Source organism: Kitasatospora sp. NPDC101108 (genome assembly GCF_055584725.1).
Window position 1 is genome coordinate 635323 of the sequence record NZ_JBVJLM010000003.1, and the last position, 18672, is coordinate 653994.

Annotated in this window: 18 protein-coding genes; 8 read left to right on the forward strand and 10 right to left on the reverse strand. The window is 72.3% G+C overall.

The genetic code is table 11. The features are described from left to right. Window positions 1–66: 66 nt before the first annotated feature. A complete protein-coding gene (locus tag ACZ6Z8_RS11170; RefSeq protein WP_465608353.1) occupies window positions 67–324 on the reverse strand; it encodes an SAM domain-containing protein in 258 nt (85 codons plus the stop codon). Beyond that, window positions 321–686 (reverse strand): ATP-binding protein, encoded by a 366-nt coding sequence (locus tag ACZ6Z8_RS11175; protein ID WP_465608355.1) that lies wholly within the window; start codon window positions 684–686, stop codon window positions 321–323. Before ACZ6Z8_RS11175 ends, ACZ6Z8_RS11170 begins: the two co-directional genes overlap by 4 nt. Window positions 687–919: 233 nt before the next feature. Here ACZ6Z8_RS11175 and ACZ6Z8_RS11180 point away from each other — a divergent pair, with 233 nt between their 5' ends. From ACZ6Z8_RS11180 to ACZ6Z8_RS11190, 3 genes are all read left to right on the forward strand, one after another. Further along, window positions 920–1783, forward strand: coding sequence for a helix-turn-helix domain-containing protein (locus tag ACZ6Z8_RS11180; RefSeq protein WP_465608357.1), 864 nt, complete (start codon window positions 920–922; stop codon window positions 1781–1783). Continuing rightward, on the forward strand, window positions 1776–1967 hold the full coding sequence (locus ACZ6Z8_RS11185; protein WP_465608359.1) for a DUF397 domain-containing protein: 192 nt from the start codon (window positions 1776–1778) through the stop codon (window positions 1965–1967). The genes ACZ6Z8_RS11180 and ACZ6Z8_RS11185 overlap by 8 nt, the downstream gene beginning before the upstream one ends. Before the next feature lie 65 nt (window positions 1968–2032). After that, window positions 2033–2740, forward strand: a complete 708-nt coding sequence (locus tag ACZ6Z8_RS11190) for a carbon-nitrogen hydrolase family protein (RefSeq protein ID WP_465608361.1) — start codon at window positions 2033–2035, stop codon at window positions 2738–2740. 263 nt (window positions 2741–3003) lie between these two features. Here the strand turns inward: ACZ6Z8_RS11190 and ACZ6Z8_RS11195 are convergent, their stop codons facing one another. The 3 genes from ACZ6Z8_RS11195 to ACZ6Z8_RS11205 form a co-directional block, all read right to left on the reverse strand. Beyond that, window positions 3004–3510 carry an SRPBCC family protein gene (locus ACZ6Z8_RS11195; protein WP_465608363.1) on the reverse strand — a complete coding sequence of 169 codons (507 nt, stop codon included), beginning with the start codon at window positions 3508–3510 and terminating at the stop codon, window positions 3004–3006. Window positions 3511–3786: 276 nt separating this feature from the next. After that, window positions 3787–4836 carry a fatty acid desaturase family protein gene (locus ACZ6Z8_RS11200; RefSeq protein WP_465608365.1) on the reverse strand — a complete coding sequence of 350 codons (1050 nt, stop codon included), beginning with the start codon at window positions 4834–4836 and terminating at the stop codon, window positions 3787–3789. 133 nt (window positions 4837–4969) lie between these two features. Then, window positions 4970–5563: a TetR/AcrR family transcriptional regulator gene (locus ACZ6Z8_RS11205; RefSeq protein WP_465608366.1), complete on the reverse strand. Its 594-nt coding sequence runs from the start codon at window positions 5561–5563 to the stop codon at window positions 4970–4972. Between the two features lie 66 nt (window positions 5564–5629). Between ACZ6Z8_RS11205 and ACZ6Z8_RS11210 the strand changes: the two genes are divergently transcribed. Then, the gene (locus ACZ6Z8_RS11210) at window positions 5630–6502 is read left to right on the forward strand and encodes an alpha/beta fold hydrolase (RefSeq protein WP_465608369.1); all 873 of its coding nucleotides are present in this window, start codon (window positions 5630–5632) and stop codon (window positions 6500–6502) included. Window positions 6503–6521: 19 nt separating this feature from the next. Here ACZ6Z8_RS11210 and ACZ6Z8_RS11215 read toward each other — a convergent pair whose 3' ends face one another. Next, a complete protein-coding gene (locus ACZ6Z8_RS11215) occupies window positions 6522–7052 on the reverse strand; it encodes a hypothetical protein (RefSeq protein ID WP_465608370.1) in 531 nt (176 codons plus the stop codon). 212 nt (window positions 7053–7264) lie between these two features. Here ACZ6Z8_RS11215 and ACZ6Z8_RS11220 point away from each other — a divergent pair, with 212 nt between their 5' ends. Beyond that, on the forward strand, window positions 7265–9724 hold the full coding sequence (locus ACZ6Z8_RS11220) for an LPXTG cell wall anchor domain-containing protein (RefSeq protein ID WP_465608372.1): 2460 nt from the start codon (window positions 7265–7267) through the stop codon (window positions 9722–9724). Window positions 9725–9808: 84 nt separating this feature from the next. Here the strand turns inward: ACZ6Z8_RS11220 and ACZ6Z8_RS11225 are convergent, their stop codons facing one another. Continuing rightward, window positions 9809–10666, reverse strand: coding sequence for a hypothetical protein (locus tag ACZ6Z8_RS11225; RefSeq protein ID WP_465608374.1), 858 nt, complete (start codon window positions 10664–10666; stop codon window positions 9809–9811). Window positions 10667–10850: 184 nt separating this feature from the next. Here ACZ6Z8_RS11225 and ACZ6Z8_RS11230 point away from each other — a divergent pair, with 184 nt between their 5' ends. After that, window positions 10851–13352, forward strand: a complete 2502-nt coding sequence (locus tag ACZ6Z8_RS11230; RefSeq protein ID WP_465608376.1) for a helicase-associated domain-containing protein — start codon at window positions 10851–10853, stop codon at window positions 13350–13352. 17 nt (window positions 13353–13369) lie between these two features. Here the strand turns inward: ACZ6Z8_RS11230 and ACZ6Z8_RS11235 are convergent, their stop codons facing one another. Beyond that, window positions 13370–13621, reverse strand: a complete 252-nt coding sequence (locus ACZ6Z8_RS11235) for a hypothetical protein (protein WP_465608378.1) — start codon at window positions 13619–13621, stop codon at window positions 13370–13372. Between the two features lie 151 nt (window positions 13622–13772). Here ACZ6Z8_RS11235 and ACZ6Z8_RS11240 point away from each other — a divergent pair, with 151 nt between their 5' ends. Next, window positions 13773–15410: a DNA repair helicase XPB gene (locus ACZ6Z8_RS11240; RefSeq protein ID WP_465608380.1), complete on the forward strand. Its 1638-nt coding sequence runs from the start codon at window positions 13773–13775 to the stop codon at window positions 15408–15410. A gap of 6 nt (window positions 15411–15416) precedes the next feature. Here the strand turns inward: ACZ6Z8_RS11240 and ACZ6Z8_RS11245 are convergent, their stop codons facing one another. Beyond that, on the reverse strand, window positions 15417–15575 hold the full coding sequence (locus ACZ6Z8_RS11245; protein WP_465608382.1) for a hypothetical protein: 159 nt from the start codon (window positions 15573–15575) through the stop codon (window positions 15417–15419). Between the two features lie 291 nt (window positions 15576–15866). Here ACZ6Z8_RS11245 and ACZ6Z8_RS11250 point away from each other — a divergent pair, with 291 nt between their 5' ends. Continuing rightward, a complete protein-coding gene (locus tag ACZ6Z8_RS11250; RefSeq protein WP_465608383.1) occupies window positions 15867–17912 on the forward strand; it encodes a HelD family protein in 2046 nt (681 codons plus the stop codon). 42 nt (window positions 17913–17954) lie between these two features. On the opposite strand, the gene ACZ6Z8_RS11255 is transcribed toward ACZ6Z8_RS11250, so the two are convergent. Next, on the reverse strand, window positions 17955–18641 hold the full coding sequence (locus ACZ6Z8_RS11255; protein ID WP_465608385.1) for a copper homeostasis protein CutC: 687 nt from the start codon (window positions 18639–18641) through the stop codon (window positions 17955–17957). Window positions 18642–18672 lie beyond the last annotated feature (31 nt).

The following is an 18672-nucleotide window of genomic DNA, read 5'->3' on the forward strand; positions in this document are numbered from 1 at the left end:
CGGTGACGACGCCCAGGGCGACCGTGGCGAACGCGAGGGCGAGGAGGAAGGCGAAGGCCGCCCCGATCAGGAATCGCACGGGCGCTCGCGGTCGGCGTCGAGGAGAAGGACGAGGAGGTTGAGGAGGGTCGAGGCCGGGGCCGTGTTGAAGCGGACGAGGACGCGGCCGTCGAGGGTGTGGTCGATGTCGGCGGAAGGGAAGAGGAGGCCGAACTTACGTCCGCGCTCCTGGAGTTCGGCGAGGAGCGTGCGGATGTGGTCGTCGGTGTAGGCGCGGATGCGGGGGTCGGTGGGCTGCATCGGCCGGCGGCGGCGGGTGGTCATCGGGCGGCGTCCAGCTCGAACCAGATGGTCTTGCCGCGCTTCTGCGGGTCGACACCCCAGCGGTGGGTGAGGGCGGCGACGAGCTGGAGGCCCCGGCCGGACTCGGCGAGGAGGTCGAGGGGCCGCATCTCGGGCAGCACCGGGCTCTCGTCGGAGACACCGACCCGGAGGGTGTTGGTGGTGACGGAGAGGATCTGGACGACCGGCGCGGGGGTGTTGGCGTGCCGCCAGGCGTTCACGATCAGCTCGCCGAGCGCGAGTTCGGCGTCGAAGGTGCCCGAGGGGGGCCACCCGAGGCGGGTCATGGCGTCCTGGAGGGACTGCTTGGCGAGGGTGAGCGAGGGCGTGTTGCACTGACGCATGGGAGTTCTCCCGGCGTGGTTGAGAGGGAAGATCCGGCGGACACACGTCGCCGTGAGCCAGGCCATGCAGATGGGCATGGCTGCTCTGCGGTGCGGACAGCGCGCGTTACTGACGATCCGTCGGATCGCTGTGAGAACGACCATAGCGCACCGCAACCTGAAATTTGAGACTCTCGCGAAGAGCTTCCCCCTAACGTGGGGCACACTGATCTCAGACCCGCAGAGAGGACGTCATGGCCCTTCGACCGAACCCCACCCTGCGCCAGCGACGACTGGGAGCCGAGTTGCGGAGGATGCGGGAACAAGCAGGCCTTGGCGGCAGCCAGCTGGCCCGCGAACTCGGCATCCAACCAGCTCAGATCACGCAGATGGAGAGCGGCAAGAGCGGGATCAGTGCCGAACGGCTGCGGACCATCGCTTCCGTGTGCATGTGTACCAACGAGCCACTGATCGAAGCGCTGGCGAACATGGCGTCCGAGCGAGGAAAAGGCTGGTGGGAGGAGTACCGCAGTACCCTGACAATCGACTTCCTTGAGGTGGCAGAGCTTGAGGGCCACGCCAAGAGGATCACCTTCTGCAACACCGTCTACATGCCCGGCCTACTCCAGACCAGAGCTTACGCATCAGCGGTGTTCGCGCGGATCGTGCCTCCCCTGCCCTCACAAGAGATCGAGACGCGGACAGCTTTCCGCCTCAAGCGACAGGAACTCGTCCGATCTGGAACCACCCCGCTTCGGGCCTTCGTCCACGAGGCCGCGCTACGGATGCAGTTCGGGGGGCCGATGGTGCTCATCGAGCAGCTCGCGGCCCTGCTGGATGACTCCGAACGGCCTGGGATCTCCGTTCGAGTGGTGCCATTCGCCGTTGACACCTTTCCGGGCGCCGGGGAGAACCTGACTTACGTTGAAGGACCCGTACCCGAGCTGGACACCGTCGAGATGGACGTCTCCCAAGGGGCCTTGTTCTTTGACTCACCAGCCAATCTGGCCAAGCATCGCACCATCTTCTCCAGCTTGGATGCCACTGCACTCTCCGAAGATCGATCGCGGGAGTTCATCCGATCCGTCATGAAGGAAATGAAGTCCACCCATGCCTAACTCAGACTGGCAAAAGTCCAGCTACAGCGCCTCAAGCAATGAATGCGTTGAGCTTCGCAGCATCGGCGAGCTGGTCGAACTCCGCGAGTCCGACGAAGGCCACCTCGCCCTCCGCACCACCCCCGCATCGCTCGCCGCCCTCCTCCACGGCATCAAGGCCGGCGAATTCGACCACCACGCCTGACCCGCCCGGAATGGGAAGTCGGCCCCGCCGACTTCCCATTCCACCCCCATGCCATCCTGGCCGCCATGAAGATCGCTGCCGCCCAGCTCTCCTGCGTCCCCGCCGACATCCCCGCCAACGTCCGGCAACTCGTGGCCCTCGCCGAACAGGCCCGTGCGCAGGGCGCCGAGCTGATCGTCTTCCCCGAACTCGCCCTCACCGGCTACGAACTCGACGCCCTGGCCGCCGACCCCACCCTCCACACCGCTCCGGACGACCCCCGCCTGGAAGCCCTCCGCTCCACCGGAATCGCCACCGTCGTCAACTGCGCCGTCCCCACCGACGGCCCCCTGCCCGCCATCGGCACGTACGTCTTCAACGCCGACGGCGACCTCCTCACCACCTACCTCAAGCAGCACCTCTACGAGAACGAACAGGGCATCTTCACCCCCGGTGACCAGGACGGCCGCTTCACCCTCAACGGCCACCGCTTCGCCCTCGCCACCTGCTTCGACAACCACTTCCCGGACCTCACCGCGCGCGGCGCCGCCGACGGCTGCGAGATCCACCTCGCCAGCTCCCTCTACGGCACCGGCAACGGCATCCACGAGCGCGCCACGCTCTACCCGGCCATCGCCGAGGACACGAACCTGCACGTTGTCCTCGCCAACCACGTCGGTCCCTCCGGCCCCTGGACCGGCTGCGGCGGCGCCGCCCTCTGGGCCCCGGGCGGCGCCCTCCTCGCCGAGGCCGACGACCGCTCCACCACCGTCGCCGTCGCCGACATCCCGTAGCGGTCCCCGGAGTAGGAAGTCGGCCCGGCCGACCAGCTCCGGAGCCGTGATCCACATCGCCTCGATCATGGTGGACGTGTGCGCCCGGCCGGCGGACGCCCGGCTGTACCGGTACACCGATGCCCGTGTGAGCACCTGGAGATCTCCGCCGACGCCGCCCGGCGGCACCCGGGAGCGGCGGCGGCGTTCGCCGCGCGGCCGCGCGGCTGAGGGGCTGAGCGACAAGCGGGGCGCGCGGGATCACCTCGCGCCCCGCTCGCGTGTCAGGACTCCGCGAGCTCGCGGATGCCGTCCAGGGTGGCCTTCATGGCCTTCTCCAGCATGGCGAGCCGCAGGTCCACGATCTCCTCCTCGCGGTCGGGGTGGGACGCGATGAGATCGTGCAGGTACGAGGAGCCCGACCCGAGGGCGAACGACTGGCGCAGCCGGGTGCCGTCCTCGGCGGGCTCCAGGTCGAACCGCCAGAGGGCCACGGGCCGGCTGAAGTCGCCGTCGCGTCCCCGGACCTCCCAGCCGAACGCCTGGCCCGGCCGACAGTCCGAGATCCGCGAGACGGTCTCCCAGCTCCCCAGCTGCTCAGCCCGGTTGCGCCCCACGAAGGTCGCGCCGACCTCCGGCCCGGTGGCGCCGTCCAGCCACTCCGCCTCGTACAGCTCGCCGCCGAACCTGGTCGGCGTGGTGATGTTGCTGACCAGGTCCCAGACCCGCGCCGGCGGCGCGGCCACCTGTACGTCCACCACGACCGTCGGATTGTCCGCCAACCGAACCATCTCGTCCTCCCCAGAGCGCTGTTCTATTCGTTGGTACCAAAGTAGCCGTGCGGGGCAAGAGTTACTACTGATGCGTACTCAGTACCTGTGATACGCAGCGGCTTTGGCGATGTCCGACAGCATCTCGCGGGCCGACCCGTCGGCCGGCGAAGGGGCGTCGGTAGCGGGCTTCGGCGGCAGCAGAGTGCGCTTGCCCTCCCGGAGGTCGTCGCCGGCCGGCCCCCGGCAGCGCTCCCCCGCCCACCCCCTCGGCACCCGGACGGCCGAGGAACGCCTTCAGCCGCCGGAGCGGATCGGCTCGCCCGTCCGGTGGAGGTGGGTGAGGATCTCGCGGTACGAGCGGAGCAGGCCGGTCTCGTAGTACGGGATGTCCTTCTCGGCGCAGAACTCCCGGGTGATCCGGGCGGCGCGCCCGAGCGCGGGGGTCGGCATGCTGGGGAAGAGGTGGTGCTCCACCTGGTAGTTGAGGCCGCCCATCACCGAGTCCAGCACCGCGTTGCCGCGCACGTTGCGCGAGGTGAGCACCTGGCGGCGCAGGAAGTCCAGCCGCATCTCCGGCGTCACCATCAGCATGCCCTTGTGGTTCGGGGCGAAGACGCAGCCCAGGTAGACCCCGAGCAGCGCCTGGTGCACGGCGAGGAAGGCGACCGCCTTGCCCAGCGGCAGCGCGGCGAAGACCAGTCCGAGGTAGGCCGCGAAGTGGAATACCAGCAGGGCGCCCTCCAGCAGCGGGCGCTTCACCGCCGGGCCGCTCAGCGCGCGGAAGCTGTTGAAGCTGAGGTTGAGGCCCTCCAGCAGGAGCAGCGGGAAGAACAGGTACGCCTGGCGGCGGCCGATGAACCGGGCCAGGCCGCTCACCTGCCGGGCCTGCCGCTGCGACCAGACGACGAGGTCGGGCGCGACGTCCGGGTCGCGCTCCTCGTGGTTGGGGTTGGCGTGGTGGCGGGTGTGCTTGTTCATCCACCAGCCGTAGCTCATGCCCATCATCAGGTTGGCGGCGATCCGGCCGCCGATCTCGCTCGGCAGCCGTCTGCTGAACACCTGCCGGTGGGCCAGGTCGTGCGAGAGCAGGCCCACCTGGGCGAAGACGACGGACATCGCGGCTGCCAGGCCGAGCTGCCACCAGGTGTCGCCCAGCGCGAACAGGGCGTAGAAGCCGCCGAGGAACGCGGCGAGCACCAGGCCCGCGCGGACGGTGTAGTAGCCGGGGCGCCGGTCGAGCAGGCCCTCGGCGGCTATCCGGCGGCTCAACTGGGCGAAGTCGCTGCCGAGTTGCTGGGCGGTGGCCTCGGGAGCCTTGGTCATCGTCACGGACTGTGTGGGCATGCCCCGAGTCTGATCCGCCGGACGGCCCCGAAGAACGGGGAAAGCACCCGTCCGGTACGGGTGTTAGCCCCCTGGTGCCGACCGGGGGCCCCTCCCCCCGCCACCGCGCGTGACAGCCGTCGGGGAGAGAGCATCACGGCCGGAACAGCTCGTCCAGGTGGTGGTCGAGGATCGCCAGTGCCTGCTCGCCGTCCCGCTGCCCGCCGAGGACGCTGGAGCCGAGGCCGTTGACCATCGCCAGCAGCCCGGCGGCCGCCATCTCGACGTCCCGGTCCGGGGCGATCCCGCCTGCCTCCTGGGCGGCGCGCAACTGCTTGACCAGGAAGCCCTCCAGCACCACCGGCGGCTGCGCGGCCTGCCGCGCCAGCACCTCGGGGTCGCTGAGCACCAGCGCGTAGTACGCGGCGTACGTCCGGGTGATCCGGCGGCTCTCGGCATCGGTCGGCAGGATGCAGGACAGGACCGCCGTCACCACCTCCCGGGGAGCGCGGGCCTCGCCGATCCAGCGTTCCATCCGGGCCTGGAGCTGGGTGCCGAGCCTGGCGAGGGCGTCCAGCAGCAGGCCCTGCTTGGTCGAGAAGTAGTACTGCACGAGGCGCAGCGAGACGCCCGCCTCGGTCGCGACCGCCCGCATGCTGGCCGACTGCAGGCCTTCGGTGTCGGCGATGCGCAGCAGGGCCTCGGCGATCTGCCGTCGGCGCTCCTCGTGGTCGACCTTCTCGGCCACGGCCCGTCCCTCCTTCTTCCGGGGTCTCTTGGTACACACGTATCATGCATGTGATACACCTGTACCATGCGAATCAGCGAGTTCAGGAACGGCAAGGCCGAAGCCCGCTTCCGCACCGCCTACGAGCGCGCCTTCACCGAACTCTGGCCAGGGCCGCGCACCGCGCTCGACGTCCCCACCCGCTTCGGCACCACCCGCGTCCACCGGGCCGGACCCGCCCACGGGCAGCCGATCGTGCTGCTCCCCGGCTCCGGCGGGAACGCCCTGATGTGGCACGCGTACGTCGAGCGCCTCGCCGAGCGCCACCCCGTCCTCGCCGTGGACACCGTCGGCGAACCCGGCGCCAGCGTGCAGAGCGCCCCGATCGCGGACGGCCACGACGCCGCCGACTGGCTGGAGGACCTGCTCGCCGCCCTCGACGTCCCCGCCGCCCACCTGGTCGGCTGCTCCTACGGCGGCTGGATCGCCCTCCACCACCAAATCCGCCACCCCGGGCGGACCGCCACCCTCACCCTGGTCGACCCGGCCGGCCTCGCCGACGCCGGACGGCGCTTCTACACCTGGCTCGTCCTCGGCGGTCTCGCCGCCCTCGCCCCGCGGCCGCTCCGGCCCCGACTGGCCAGGGCGGTCGGCAACAGCGCCGTCCTGGAGACCGAGCTGATGGCCCTCATGCGCGCCTCGACGGGCTTCCGCCGCCGCCTGCCCCTGGCCGACACCCTCGGCGACGGGCAACTGCGCCGCCTGAGCGCGCCCACGCTCTTCCTGCTCGGCGAGCGCAGCGCCCTGAACGACCCCCGGGCCGTCTCCGAGCGGCTGCACCGGCTCGTCCCGGCCGCCCGGGTCGAGGTCGTCCCCGGCGCCGGACACGCCCTGCCCACCGACGACCCGGCCGCCGTCCTCGCCGGAATCCTCAGCACGGCGACTCCGCAGACGGGTTGACCGGCGGCGACCGGGGGGATCAGCGGACGTCGCCCGGGAGGCTGCGGCGCCACTCCTGGAACCGGTCGAACCGGTCGACGGTGTTCGCCAAGCGGTAGTCCGGGACCGCGAACAACGACCGGATCGCGTCGGCCGGGTCGAGGTGCGGGATGGACTGCTCGTCCAGTTCCTCCAGTTCCTCCAGCACGTCCTGCTCGTACTCCGTCAGGCCGTCCCGGGCGTACGTCACCAGTGGGTGGCCGCCGACCAGCCGGTTCGGCTCCGGCTCAACCGGGGTGCACCGCCACATCACCCCGCAGCGGCGGACGAGGGTCTCACCCAGGTACCAGGCCGCGACTTCCAGCAGCGGGGTGTCCCGGGCGGCGCGAACCTCCTCCCAGCTGTCGAACCGGCCGCGGATGAAGCCCTCCAGCCGGTCGAACGTGGCGGGCGTGAAGTCCCAGCCGCCGCCGGCCTCGGCCGCCCACGCGGGAAACGCCCGGCGCTGCTCGGCCAGCCATCCGGTCAGCCGGGGATTGTCGGCCCACTCCGGGCGATCGATCTCGTCCATGCCGCCAGCCTACGGGCCGACGGCCGCGCCCCGGCGTAACGGTCCTGTCTGCAAACCGAATTGACGTCCGCCGGGGAGTCGAATCAGCGAGACGCGGCCACCGTCCACCGTCTACTGTTCGAACCCTGGCGGCGCACACGTCAATTGGGGGCCCGACCGTACGCCGTCCGAACAACTGTCTTTTTCAGCGGGCTCCTTGGGGGAGTAGCCACGTGACAGACCTGATACCCCGCCGCGCCCGCATCTGGGTGCGCGGCGGCCTCGCACTCACCTGCACCGCCGTCCTGGCGGTCACCGGCCTGCCCGCCCTGCAGGGCACCGCGTACGCGGCCAAGGGCAAGCGCTGCGACGAGATCTACCCGCGCGCGAAGGGCGGCACCCAGGGGACGTCCTTCCCCTGGGACAAGTCGCCGGACAGCGTCCGGGACAGGAACGACTGGGACTCGTACGACTTCGACGCCCCGCGCCAGGCCTTCGACGGGCTCACGCTCCCGTCCGACCCCGCCGCCCGGGACGAGTTCCTCAAGCAGTTCGACTCGGACTACAAGAAGTATCCCGAGAACACCAAGGAGCGGGTCTACGCGCGCTACAAGAACTACCTGGAACGCAACCCTGACAAGCCGAAGTTCGACACCTTCGACAAGTGGCTCTCCGACGCCTACATCCTGCCGCATAACAACAACCGGCGCGGCGCCTCCTACGAGGAGAAGGTGGTCAAGGACCTCGGGCTGATCGGCCCCGACTGGCTCTGCCAGGAGGAGATCCCGATCCTCGACAAGGAGGGCAAGCCGGTCCTCGACCCGAAGACGAACAAGCCGCTGGTCCGCAAGTGGGACGCGGTCAACTACAGGACCAACGACTTCCTGGAGTTCAAGGCCGGCGGCGACCGTGACACCGGGCAGGACCTCTCGAACAAGGCCTTCCTGCAGGACCCCCAGCGCAAGGACGCACGCGTCACGTACGTCTTCGGCGAGCAGAAGAAGAGCGCGACCACGAAGTACATCGCCAAGGTCAACCAGGACTTCTCGGACCCGCAGGACCCGAACAAGCCACCGCGCGTGCGCAGCTACGAGCACCGCTCCACGGGCGTACCCCGGTACACGTTCGACCCGAACACCTCCAAGCCCGACCCGTACATGAACACCGGGGCCAAACAGCCCTCCGGCGGCGCCGCCCGGAACATCGAGGGGTCCATGCCCACCCCGAAGGACATGGCCGAGCGGATGGCCCGGATCCGCGCCGGCGACCCGGCCGGCCTGCGGGTGCGCGGCCCGGGCGGCGTGGACTTCTCCACCCTCCAGCTCTCCTACGTCGGCAAGCCGGTCAAGGGCCAGGCGCTGAACTACGCGTTCGCCGCCAAGAAGGCCGACGAGGACGAGGAGAACCTCGGCTGGGGCGGCCAGGAGAAGGCCCAGCTCATCTCCGACGCCTTCTTCACCTGGCTGGCGCTCAGCCCGGACACCTTCTGGGTCAACCTCAACCCCACCCAGCCCGACAAGATCATGGACCCCGCCTTCGGGAAGACCGACGCCGGGCGCGTGCTGCTCCAGGCCGACCTGGAGATGAAGCACGACTGGTCCAAGGACGTGGACCCGCGTCAGGGCCTCGGCGCCAAGCTCATGGAGGCCATGCGGGCCGAGGGCCTCCCCTGCGGGGTGGTCGTCCGCAACTGGATCGTGCCCCAGCCCGCGAAGGTCCGCGCCGACGAGAACGGCGTCTACATCATCGACGCGCCGCTGAAGGTCAACTCCGAGGCCGCGAGTCCCACCATCCACAACCCGAACGGCGACTGCAACCTCACCGAGGCCCAGGTCCACACCTACGAGCGGCTGGTCCACGAGATCGTCCTCCCGGACGTCGAGCACAAGGTCAACACCGCACCGGCGTACGCGGACCTGCGCCGCGTCTACAGCGCCCGGGTCGCCGCCGAGTACGTGCGGCAGCAGGACCAGCTGGCGCCCACCGACTACCGGTCGGTCATCAACAGCAACGACGTCTCCCAGTGGCCGCTCCGGGGCGAGAACCGGACCTGGACCCCGCGCCAGACCTACGACGAGTTCCTCAAGTCCTGGACCCAGGGGGACATCCAGTACCCCTGCGGAGAGAACGGCAAGATCTGCGTCCTGGGTGGCGTCGACCTCTCCCAGGCACCCAAGCAGGACATCGGAGCGACCGAGTTCACGGCCAAGCACAAGGACCTGCCGCGCTCCACCCAGACCTCCGTGAAGGCCATGACCGACAAGGCGGACACCGAGGACCAGCTGCTCCTCGGCGGTGGTGGACCGGTCGACAACGGCCCGACGCCCACGCCCACGCCCACACCGACGGACACCGCGACGCCCACGCCGACCGGCACTCCCACCGGCACTCCCACCGGCACCCCGACCGGCACGCCGACCGGCGGCCCGACGGACACCCCGACCGCCACGCCCACGACCGCAACGCCCACACCCGCGCCGAGCACTCCGGCGGACGACGGCGGCACCAGTCCCAGCCCCTCCCCGGCCCCGGGCGGCAGGAGCGGCAGCGGCAGTGACAGCGGCAACAGCAGCACCGGTGGCGGCGGAAGCCTCGCCAGCACCGGCTCCAACGCCCTGACCCTGGCGGGCACCGCCGCCGTGCTCCTCGCGAGCGGCGCGGCCCTGGTCCGGTGGCGCCGACGCCGGGCCTGACCCGACCGCACGACCGCTCAACCGCTCAACCGCCCAACCCCACGACCGGCCCCGCACCCGCCCGGTGCGGGGCCGGTCCCGGTCTCAGCCGTGCTGCGGCGGGCGGCGGCGCAGCCCCAGCAGCAGCAGGACCACCGCCGTCGCCACGGCGGCCGCACGCAGCACACCCGGCGCCATCGACCAGCTGAACTGGCCGAGCGGGGAACCGGGTTGGACCGCGCCCCCGGCGCCACCCGCCTGCTTGGCGTGGTTCATCGCGAACAGGGTGGTCGCGCTCATCGTGATCAGCGGGATCCCCAGGATCACGAACTTGCGCATCAGATCGGAGAGTTGACGGGTCAGGTAGCCGAGGCCCCAGCCCGCCAGCATGGCCGGGAGGAACCCGGACACCGCGCCGCCGACCAGCAGCCCGCAGGACAGCAGGATCAGCGGGGACGGCTTGCGGGCGCCCTTTCCCGCCCCCTTGCCCGCTGCCTTGCCCGCTGCCGCCGCCCCGGCAGCGGGCGCGGCCCCGCCCCTCGCCTTCGCCTTCCGCTGCCGCTTCGGGTTCGACGGCTTCGCCCCGGCCTGCTCGGCCGCCTGCTGCTGCGCCGCCTCCTCGGCTGCGCGCTGCTCGGGAACCGGCTTGGGCGCAGGCTGCGGCGTGTCCGAGAAGTCGAGCATCGTCATCGTCCACGGGCTCGAACTCTGCACGACCGGCGCCGGGATCGCCTCCGAGCCGCCGTCGGGAGCGGAGACGCCCGGCAGGTCCAGCGACACGTTCGGGATGCCGCCCGTCGCACCGGAAGCAGCCGGGGAGCCGTACACGCTGTCCTCGGCCGGTCCGCCGCCCGCCGCACCCTCAGCCGACGAAGGGGCCGAAGGGGACGGACCGGGCGCACCCGACGCCCCCGCCCGCTCGCTCCACGGCCCGCTCTTGCGCCACCACTCGCCGTCCGTCATCACCGACACCCCGCCTCGCCCGGCCCGCCCATGCAGAGCGCGGCCGCCCACCGAACCGCCCTCGGCCGTGACGGTACCCACCGTGCCCCGCCCGCGCGAGTCCATCGCGGCCGCCGCCGTCCGCCGGTACCGACCCGTGCACGAGCGCACCCCCTCGTCCGCACTCCCGACTAACCTAGGTCGAATGACCACACAGCAGGGCCCTCAACGCCAGGGCAGGACGCCCGCCGGCCCGCGCACCCTCGCCGAGGAGCTGCGCGCCCGCCCCGACGACGCGATCGCCGCCCTGCTCCGGTCACGCCCCGACCTGCTGAACCCCGTCCCCGGCGACCTCACCCAGCTGTCCGCCCGGCTCTCCTCGCGCGCCTCCGCGCTGCGCGCCCTGGAACGGCTCGACCGCTTCACCCTCCAGGTCGCCGAGGCGCTGGCGACCTGCCCGGACGGCACCGGCCTGGCCACCGTACGGACGCTGCTGACCGGCCCGTCCAAGGTCAAGCCGCACCCCGGCGCCACCCCGCTCACCCCGGCCGACCGGTCCGCCGTCGCCGCCGCCCTCCCCCGCGCCGTCGCCACCCTGCGCGACCGGGCGCTGCTCTGGGGCCCGGACAACGGCCTGCGGCTGGTCCTCGCCGTCCGCGAGGCGCTCGCCCCGACCGCCGCCAACCCCGGCCGCACCGGCCTCGGCCCCACCCTCGCCGAGGCGACCACCGGCATGTCCCCGGCCCGGCTGCAGCAACTGCTCGCCTCCGCCGGACAGCCCGCCACCCCCGACCCGGTCAGCGCCGTCGCCGCCCTGACCGCCCTGCTCACCGACCGCACCCGCTGCGCCGCGCTGCTCGACACCGCCCCCGAGCCCGCGCTGCGGCTGCTGGAGCGGCTGGTCTGGGGCCCGCCCACCGGCACCGTCCCGGACGCCACCCGCCCGGTCACCGCCGAGGACGCCCAGAGCCCGGTCGAATGGCTGCTCGCCCGCGGCCTGCTGCTGCCGACCAGCCCGGGCAGCGTCGTGCTGCCGCGAGAACTGGCCCTCCACCTGCGCGGCGGCCGCACCCACCGCACCGTCGAACCGCTCCAGCCCGAACCCTCTCCCGCCGCCGCCCCGCGCGATCCACAGGCCGTGGACAGCGCCGCGGCCGGGCAGGCGCACACCGCCGTCAGGACCGTCGAGGAACTGCTGGAGGCCTGGGGCCTCAACCCCCCGCCCACCCTGCGGGCCGGCGGCCTCGGCGTACGGGACCTCAAGCGCGCCGCCCAGACCCTGGAGACCACCGAGCAGCAGGCCGCCTTCTGGCTCGAACTCGCCTACACCGCAGGCCTGCTGGCCCCCGACGGCGAGGCCGACGAGTGCTGGGCGCCCACCCCCGGCTACGACAGCTGGCTGCAACTGGACACCGCCGAGCGCTGGGCCGTCCTGGCCGGCGCCTGGCTCGCCGCCACCCGCGTCCCCGCGCTCACCGGCACCCCGGACGGCAAGGGCAAGCCGCGCGCCGCCCTCGGCCCCGAACTCGACCGCACCCTCGCCCCGTCCGTCCGCCGCGCCGCGCTCGCGCTGCTCGCCGAACTGCCGCCCGGCACCCCGGCCACCGCCGAGGAACTGCTGCCCACCCTGCGCTGGCAGCGCCCGCTGCGCGGCGGCCCGACCGGCCCCGACGGCCGCGAACTGCGCGACGACCTCACCACCTGGACCCTCGCCGAGGCCGAACTCCTCGGCATCACCGGCCGCGGCGCCCTCGCCGCCCCCGCCCGCGCCCTGCTCACCGCCGAGTCCGACCCGGCCGAAGTCCTCGCCCCGCTGCTGCCGCAGCCGCTGGACCACGTGATCCTCCAGCCGGACCTCACCGCGATCGCCCCCGGCCCGCTGCTCACCCCGCTCGCCCAGGCGCTCGCCCTGTGCGCCGACATCGAGTCCAAGGGCGGCGCCACCGTCTACCGGTTCACCCCGGCCTCCGTCCGCCGCGCCCTGGACGCCGGACGCACCGCCGCCGACCTGCAGACCTTCCTGGGCCGGCACAGCCGCACGCCCGTCCCCCAGCCGCTCGCCTACCTGATCGACGACGTCGCCCGCCGGCACGGCATCCTGCGGGTCGGCGCCGCCTCCTCCTACCTGCGCTGCGACGACCCCTCCCTGCTCAACGAGGTGCTCGCCGACCGCCGCGCCGCCGACCTGCGGCTGCGGCTGCTCGCCCCGACCGTCCTCGCCTCCCAGGCCGCCCCGGACGTCCTGCTCGCCGCGCTGCGCACCATGGGCTACGCCCCGGCCGCCGAATCCGCCGAGGGCGACGTCCTGATCACCCGGCCGGACAGCCACCGCACCCCGCCGCGCACCGCCCCCACGCCCGTCCCCGACGGGCCGCCCACCCCCGACGACACCCTCCTCGCCGCCGCCATCAAGGCCATCCGGGCCGGCGACCGCGCCGCCACCGCCACCCGCCGCGAGCCCACCCCGGACCCGCGCCAACTCCCCCGCACCGCCGCCGCCGAGACCCTCGCCGCCCTCCAGACGGCCGTCCTGCTCGGCGAACGGATGTGGATCGGCTACCTCAACGCCGAGGGCATCGCCAGCCAGCGGATCATCGACCCGGTCAAGGTCGAAGGCGGCTTCGTCACCGCCTTCGACCACCACGCCGACGAACTGCGCACCTTCGCCCTCCACCGCATCACCGGCGTCGCGGAGCTCGACGAGTAAGCGCGGATGACCGGGCGTCAGTGCCCCCTGGCCTCCTTCATCTTGTCCTTGACCGCCTGGTCCGCCAGGCTGCCGATCTGGCTCTGCCCGACCGGCATCGAACCGCCGGTGACGGTGTCCGCGAGCAGGAATCCGGGCGCCGCCAGCAGACCGCCCGGCCCCTCCCCGATGCCCGCGAGGGCATGGGCGGAACCGGCCGACGAGGCCGTGGCGGCGAGGGCCGTGCCCATCAGGGCGAGGGCGGTGAGAACACGCTTGGAGGTCTTCATGACCAGCTCAACGAGCGAGCCCGGACCGGGGTCACTCGCAGCGGCCTCCCGCGCACCGCGCCGAATGAGCGACACTGGAGGGTCTGCGCCAATCCGGACCGCCGGACCAGCCGGCCGATCCAGCCTGTCAGCCAGTGGAGGGCTCCCCCGCGTGAACGACGGACCGCTCATCGTCCAGAGCGACAAAACTCTTCTCCTGGAGATCGACCACCCCAAGGCCGGCGACTGCCGCCGCGCCATCGCGCCGTTCGCCGAACTGGAGCGGGCCCCCGAGCACGTCCACACGTACCGGGTGACGCCGCTCGGACTGTGGAACGCGCGGGCCGCCGGGCACGACGCCGAGCAGGTGGTGGACGCCCTGGTGACGTACTCGCGCTACCCGGTGCCGCACGCGCTGCTGGTGGACGTGGCGGACACCATGGGCCGGTACGGGCGGCTCCAGCTGTCCAAGCACCCCACCCACGGGCTGGTGCTGACCACCACCGACCGCCCGGTGCTGGAGGAGGTGCTGCGCTCCAAGAAGATCGTCCCGCTGGTCGGCGCCCGGGTGGACCCGGACACCGTGGTGGTGCACCCCTCCGAGCGCGGGCAGATCAAGCAGGTGCTGCTCAAACTCGGCTGGCCCGCCGAGGACTTCGCCGGGTACGTGGACGGCGAGGCGCACCCGATCGACCTGGACGAGAACGGCTGGCAGCTGCGCCCGTACCAGGCGCAGGCCGTCGAGGGCTTCTGGCACGGCGGCTCCGGCGTGGTCGTGCTGCCCTGCGGCGCCGGCAAGACGCTGGTCGGCGCCGCCGCGATGGCGCACGCCAAGTCGACCACGCTGATCCTGGTCACCAACACCGTCTCGGCCCGCCAGTGGAAGCACGAGCTGGTCAAGCGCACCTCGCTCACCGAGGACGAGATCGGCGAGTACAGCGGGACGAAGAAGGAGATCCGCCCGGTCACCATCGCCACCTACCAGGTGATGACCACCAAGCGGAAGGGCGTGTACGCGCACCTGGAGCTGTTCGACGCCCGCAACTGGGGCCTGGTGGTCTACGACGAGGTGCACCTGCTGCCCGCGCCGGTGTTCAAGTTCACCGCCGACCTCCAGGCCCGCCGCCGGCTCGGCCTGACCGCCACGCTGGTGCGCGAGGACGGCCGTGAGGGCGACGTGTTCAGCCTGATCGGCCCCAAGCGCTTCGACGCCCCGTGGAAGGAGATCGAGGCACAGGGCTACATCGCGCCCGCCGACTGCTGCGAGGTGCGGGTCACCCTGACCGACTCCGAGCGGCTCGCCTACGCCACCGCCGAGCCCGAGGAGCGCTACCGCTTCTGCGCCACCACGGCGACCAAGCGGCGGGTGGTGGAAGCGCTGGTCAGGAAGCACGAGAAGGACCAGACGCTGATCATCGGCCAGTACATCGACCAGCTCGACGAGCTCGGCGAGGTCCTGGACGCCCCGGTGATCAAGGGCGAGACCAGCAACGCCCAGCGCGAGAAGCTCTTCGACGCGTTCCGGAACAAGGAGATCAGCGTCCTGGTGGTCTCCAAGGTCGCGAACTTCTCCATCGACCTGCCCGAGGCGACGGTGGCCATCCAGGTCTCCGGGACCTTCGGCTCCCGCCAGGAGGAGGCCCAGCGCCTCGGCCGCGTCCTGCGCCCCAAGGCGGACGGGCACGCGGCGCACTTCTACTCGGTCGTCGCCCGGGACACCGTGGACCAGGACTTCGCCGCCCACCGCCAGCGCTTCCTGGCCGAGCAGGGCTACGCGTACCGGATCATCGACGCGGACGACGTGCTGTAACGGGACTCAGAACCGGACACCGTCGCGCCCGAGGAAGATCACGCGCGCGGCGGTGTCCAGGGCGATGCCGAGGTTGCGGACGGCGGTGCTCAGCGGGTTGCGGTGACGGCCCTGGACGGCGGTCGCGCCGGCCGGGGTGGTGCGGGATTCGTTTCGACTGCTCATGTCTTCAACGGTAGGCACCCGGCCGGCCCACGGCATCACTCCAAAGGCCGCATCCGGCGTGCCGGCCGTCCTCCTCCCGGTGTACGGGAGCCCCGAGACCTGCGGGGCTGGAACCCTGAGACGGACGGGTCTAAGATCGTCCGCCTGCCCCCTCCCGAACCGTGGTACCTGGCGGTGTCCCGCAGGCAGCCGGGGGAGGCGCCGACCGCACGGCAACCGGTCGGCCCGTACACCACCGTGAGCTCCATCGATCCGCTGCGCCCGCGACCGGGGCAGCCGGGAAGGTTCGCTGTGCCCGCCACCCCCACCACCGACCCCCTCCAGCGCGAACGCGACCACCTGGCCGCGTCCCGGTCCGCGCTGCGAGCGATGCGCGAGGACGTCGAGTCGCTCGACCTGCGCAACGTGACCGGCACCTGGGTGTCCGCCGTCATCCTCCAGAACCAGATCGAGGCCAGGATCGCCGCCCTGGCCGACCTCTCCGACACCCCGCTGTTCTTCGGCCGCCTCGACTACCTTCACGCGGTCAGCGAAGAGCTGAGCGAGGGCGGCGGCGGGGAGAGCTTCTACATCGGCCGCCGCCACGTCCACGACGCCGACGGCGACCCGATGGTGATCGACTGGCGCGCGCCGGTCTCCCAGCCGTTCTACCGGGCCAGCCGCGCCGAGCCGATGGACGTCGAACGACGCCGCCGCTTCGGCTACACCGGCGGCGAGCTCACCGCCTACGAGGACGAGCACCTCACCGACCCGGCCGAGACCGACACCGCCTCCGCCCTGCTCGCCGCCGAGATCGAGAAGCCCCGTGTCGGCCCGATGCGCGACATCGTCGCCACCATCCAGCCCGAGCAGGACGAGATCGTCCGCTCCGACATCACGGGCACCATCTGCGTCCAGGGGGCGCCCGGCACCGGGAAGACCGCCGTCGGCCTGCACCGCGTCGCCTACCTGCTGTACGCGCACCGCGAGCGCCTGGCCCGCACCGGCACCCTGGTGATCGGCCCGAACAACGCCTTCCTCTCGTACATCGAGCAGGTGCTGCCCGCCCTCGGCGAGCTGGAGGTCGCCCAGGCCACCGTGCAGCAGCTGGTCGCCCACGTCGAGGTGCGGGGCGAAGACGACCCGGAGGCGGCCCGGCTGAAGGGCGACGCCCGGATGGCCGAGGTGCTGCGCCGCGCGGTGCGGGCCGGCATCACGCTGCCCACCGAGCCCTGCGTGGTGGTCCGCGGCTCCCGCCGCTGGCGCGTGCCGGTGTACGAACTGGTCGAGATCATCGAGGAGTTGAAGGGCCGCGACATCCGCTACGGCGCAGCCCGGGACGCCCTGCCGCAGCGCATCGCGCACGCCGTGCTGCTGAAAATGGAGCAGGGCGGCGAGGCCCCGGACGACCGGGTGCAGGACGCGGTGGCCCGCAACAGCGCGGTCAAGGCCGTGGTCAAGGAGTGCTGGCCGGCCGTCGACCCGGCCAAGCTGGTGCTGCGGCTGCTCTCCGAGCCGGAGTTCCTGGCCGAGTGCGCCGAGGGCGTGCTGACCGCCGAGGAGCAGCGGGCCGTGCTGTGGCCCAAGCCCGGCCGCTCGGTGAAGACCGCCCGCTGGACGCCGGCCGACGCCGTCCTGGTGGACGAGGCGACGGACCTGGTGCAGCGCACCCCCTCGCTCGGGCACGTGGTGCTGGACGAGGCCCAGGACCTCTCCCCGATGCAGTACCGCGCGGTCGGCCGCCGCTGCACCACCGGCTCGGCGACCGTCCTCGGCGACCTCGCCCAGGGCACCACCCCCTGGGCGACGGCGAGTTGGCCGGACGCCCTGCACCACCTGGGCAAGCCGGACGCCCACGTGGAGGAGCTGACCAAGGGCTTCCGGGTGCCCGAGGAGGTCATCGCCTACGCCTCCCGGCTGCTGCCCGCGATCGCCCCCGGCCTGGCCCCGGCGACCTCGGTCCGCGACGCCCCCGGCTCGCTGGTGATCCGCCCGGTCACCGCCTGGGAGGACGCCGTCCTGGACGCCTGCCGGGAGGCGCTGAAGAACGAGGGCTCGACCGGCCTGATCGCCGCCGACGCCCGGATCCCGCGGCTCGCCGAGCTGCTCACCGGGGCCGGGCTGCCGTTCCTCTCCCCCGGCACCGAGACCAGCAGCGAGACCCGGCTGACCCTCGTCCCGGCCTCGCTGGCCAAGGGTCTGGAGTACGACTACGTGGTGCTGGACGAGCCGGCCGCGGTGATCGCCGGCGAGCCGGACGAGCGGACCGGCCTGCGCCGGCTGTACGTCGCGCTCACCCGCGCCGTCTCCGGCCTGACGGTGCTGCACGGCGAGCCGCTGCCCGAGCAGCTCCGGTAGCGCGGAAAGGGGCCGGCAGGAACCGGCCCCTCTTCCGTGGCTTCAGGCGTCGATCAGCGCCCGCCACTCGGCGACCCTGGCCGCGTCGACCGGCGTGTGCCAGCCGTCGACCCGCACCGCGCCGCCGACGTGGAAGGCGTCGAAGCCGTCCGCCCGCAGTTCCTTGAGGTGCTCGGCCCGCAGACCGCCGCCGATCAGGATGCGCTGGGTGTAGCCGGGCTCGCCCGTACGGGCCAGTTCGGCGGCCAGCACCTCGCGCCCGGCGTCCACCCCGGCGGCCGCACCGGAGGTGAGGAAGGTGTCCAGTCCGGGCAGCGCGCCGACGGCGGCGCGCAGGGCGGCGCGGTCGGCGCCGTGGTCGATCGCCCGGTGGAAGGTCCAGCGGCAACCGGCGATCGCCTCGGCCACGGTCGTGGTCGCGGCCAGGTCGACGGCGCCCTCGGCGTCGAGGAAGCCGAGGACGAACTCCTCGGCCCCCTCGGCCCGCAGCGCGGCGGCCCGGGCGCACAGCTCGTCCAGGTCGCCGGGGGCGAAGCCGTCCCGGATCCGGAGCATGACGCGCAGCGGGATGCCGACGGCGGCCCGGATCCGGGCGAAGTCCTCGACGGACGGGGTGAGCCCGTCGGCGGCCATGTCGGTGACCAGTTCGAGCCGGTCGGCGCCGCCCGACTCGGCAGCCTGGGCGTCCTGGGGCGTCAGCGCGATGACTTCCAAAATTGGTCTAGACATATGAGACAGCCTGCCACATGCGACCGCCCCC

What these genes read in the sequence shown, in the direction of transcription:
- ACZ6Z8_RS11245 (WP_465608382.1), bottom strand. Translation starts at nt 15,575, where the DNA reads ATGAGCAGTCGAAACGAATCCCGCACCACCCCGGCCGGCGCGACCGCC.
- ACZ6Z8_RS11175 (WP_465608355.1), bottom strand. Translation starts at nt 686, where the DNA reads ATGCGTCAGTGCAACACGCCCTCGCTCACCCTCGCCAAGCAGTCCCTC.
- ACZ6Z8_RS11195 (WP_465608363.1), bottom strand. Translation starts at nt 3,510, where the DNA reads ATGGTTCGGTTGGCGGACAATCCGACGGTCGTGGTGGACGTACAGGTG.
- ACZ6Z8_RS11180 (WP_465608357.1), top strand. Translation starts at nt 920, where the DNA reads ATGGCCCTTCGACCGAACCCCACCCTGCGCCAGCGACGACTGGGAGCC.
- ACZ6Z8_RS11225 (WP_465608374.1), bottom strand. Translation starts at nt 10,666, where the DNA reads ATGACGGACGGCGAGTGGTGGCGCAAGAGCGGGCCGTGGAGCGAGCGG.
- ACZ6Z8_RS11185 (WP_465608359.1), top strand. Translation starts at nt 1,776, where the DNA reads ATGCCTAACTCAGACTGGCAAAAGTCCAGCTACAGCGCCTCAAGCAAT.
- ACZ6Z8_RS11230 (WP_465608376.1), top strand. Translation starts at nt 10,851, where the DNA reads ATGACCACACAGCAGGGCCCTCAACGCCAGGGCAGGACGCCCGCCGGC.
- ACZ6Z8_RS11235 (WP_465608378.1), bottom strand. Translation starts at nt 13,621, where the DNA reads ATGAAGACCTCCAAGCGTGTTCTCACCGCCCTCGCCCTGATGGGCACG.
- ACZ6Z8_RS11210 (WP_465608369.1), top strand. Translation starts at nt 5,630, where the DNA reads ATGCGAATCAGCGAGTTCAGGAACGGCAAGGCCGAAGCCCGCTTCCGC.
- ACZ6Z8_RS11190 (WP_465608361.1), top strand. Translation starts at nt 2,033, where the DNA reads ATGAAGATCGCTGCCGCCCAGCTCTCCTGCGTCCCCGCCGACATCCCC.
- ACZ6Z8_RS11215 (WP_465608370.1), bottom strand. Translation starts at nt 7,052, where the DNA reads ATGGACGAGATCGATCGCCCGGAGTGGGCCGACAATCCCCGGCTGACC.
- ACZ6Z8_RS11170 (WP_465608353.1), bottom strand. Translation starts at nt 324, where the DNA reads ATGACCACCCGCCGCCGCCGGCCGATGCAGCCCACCGACCCCCGCATC.
- ACZ6Z8_RS11200 (WP_465608365.1), bottom strand. Translation starts at nt 4,836, where the DNA reads ATGCCCACACAGTCCGTGACGATGACCAAGGCTCCCGAGGCCACCGCC.
- ACZ6Z8_RS11255 (WP_465608385.1), bottom strand. Translation starts at nt 18,641, where the DNA reads ATGTCTAGACCAATTTTGGAAGTCATCGCGCTGACGCCCCAGGACGCC.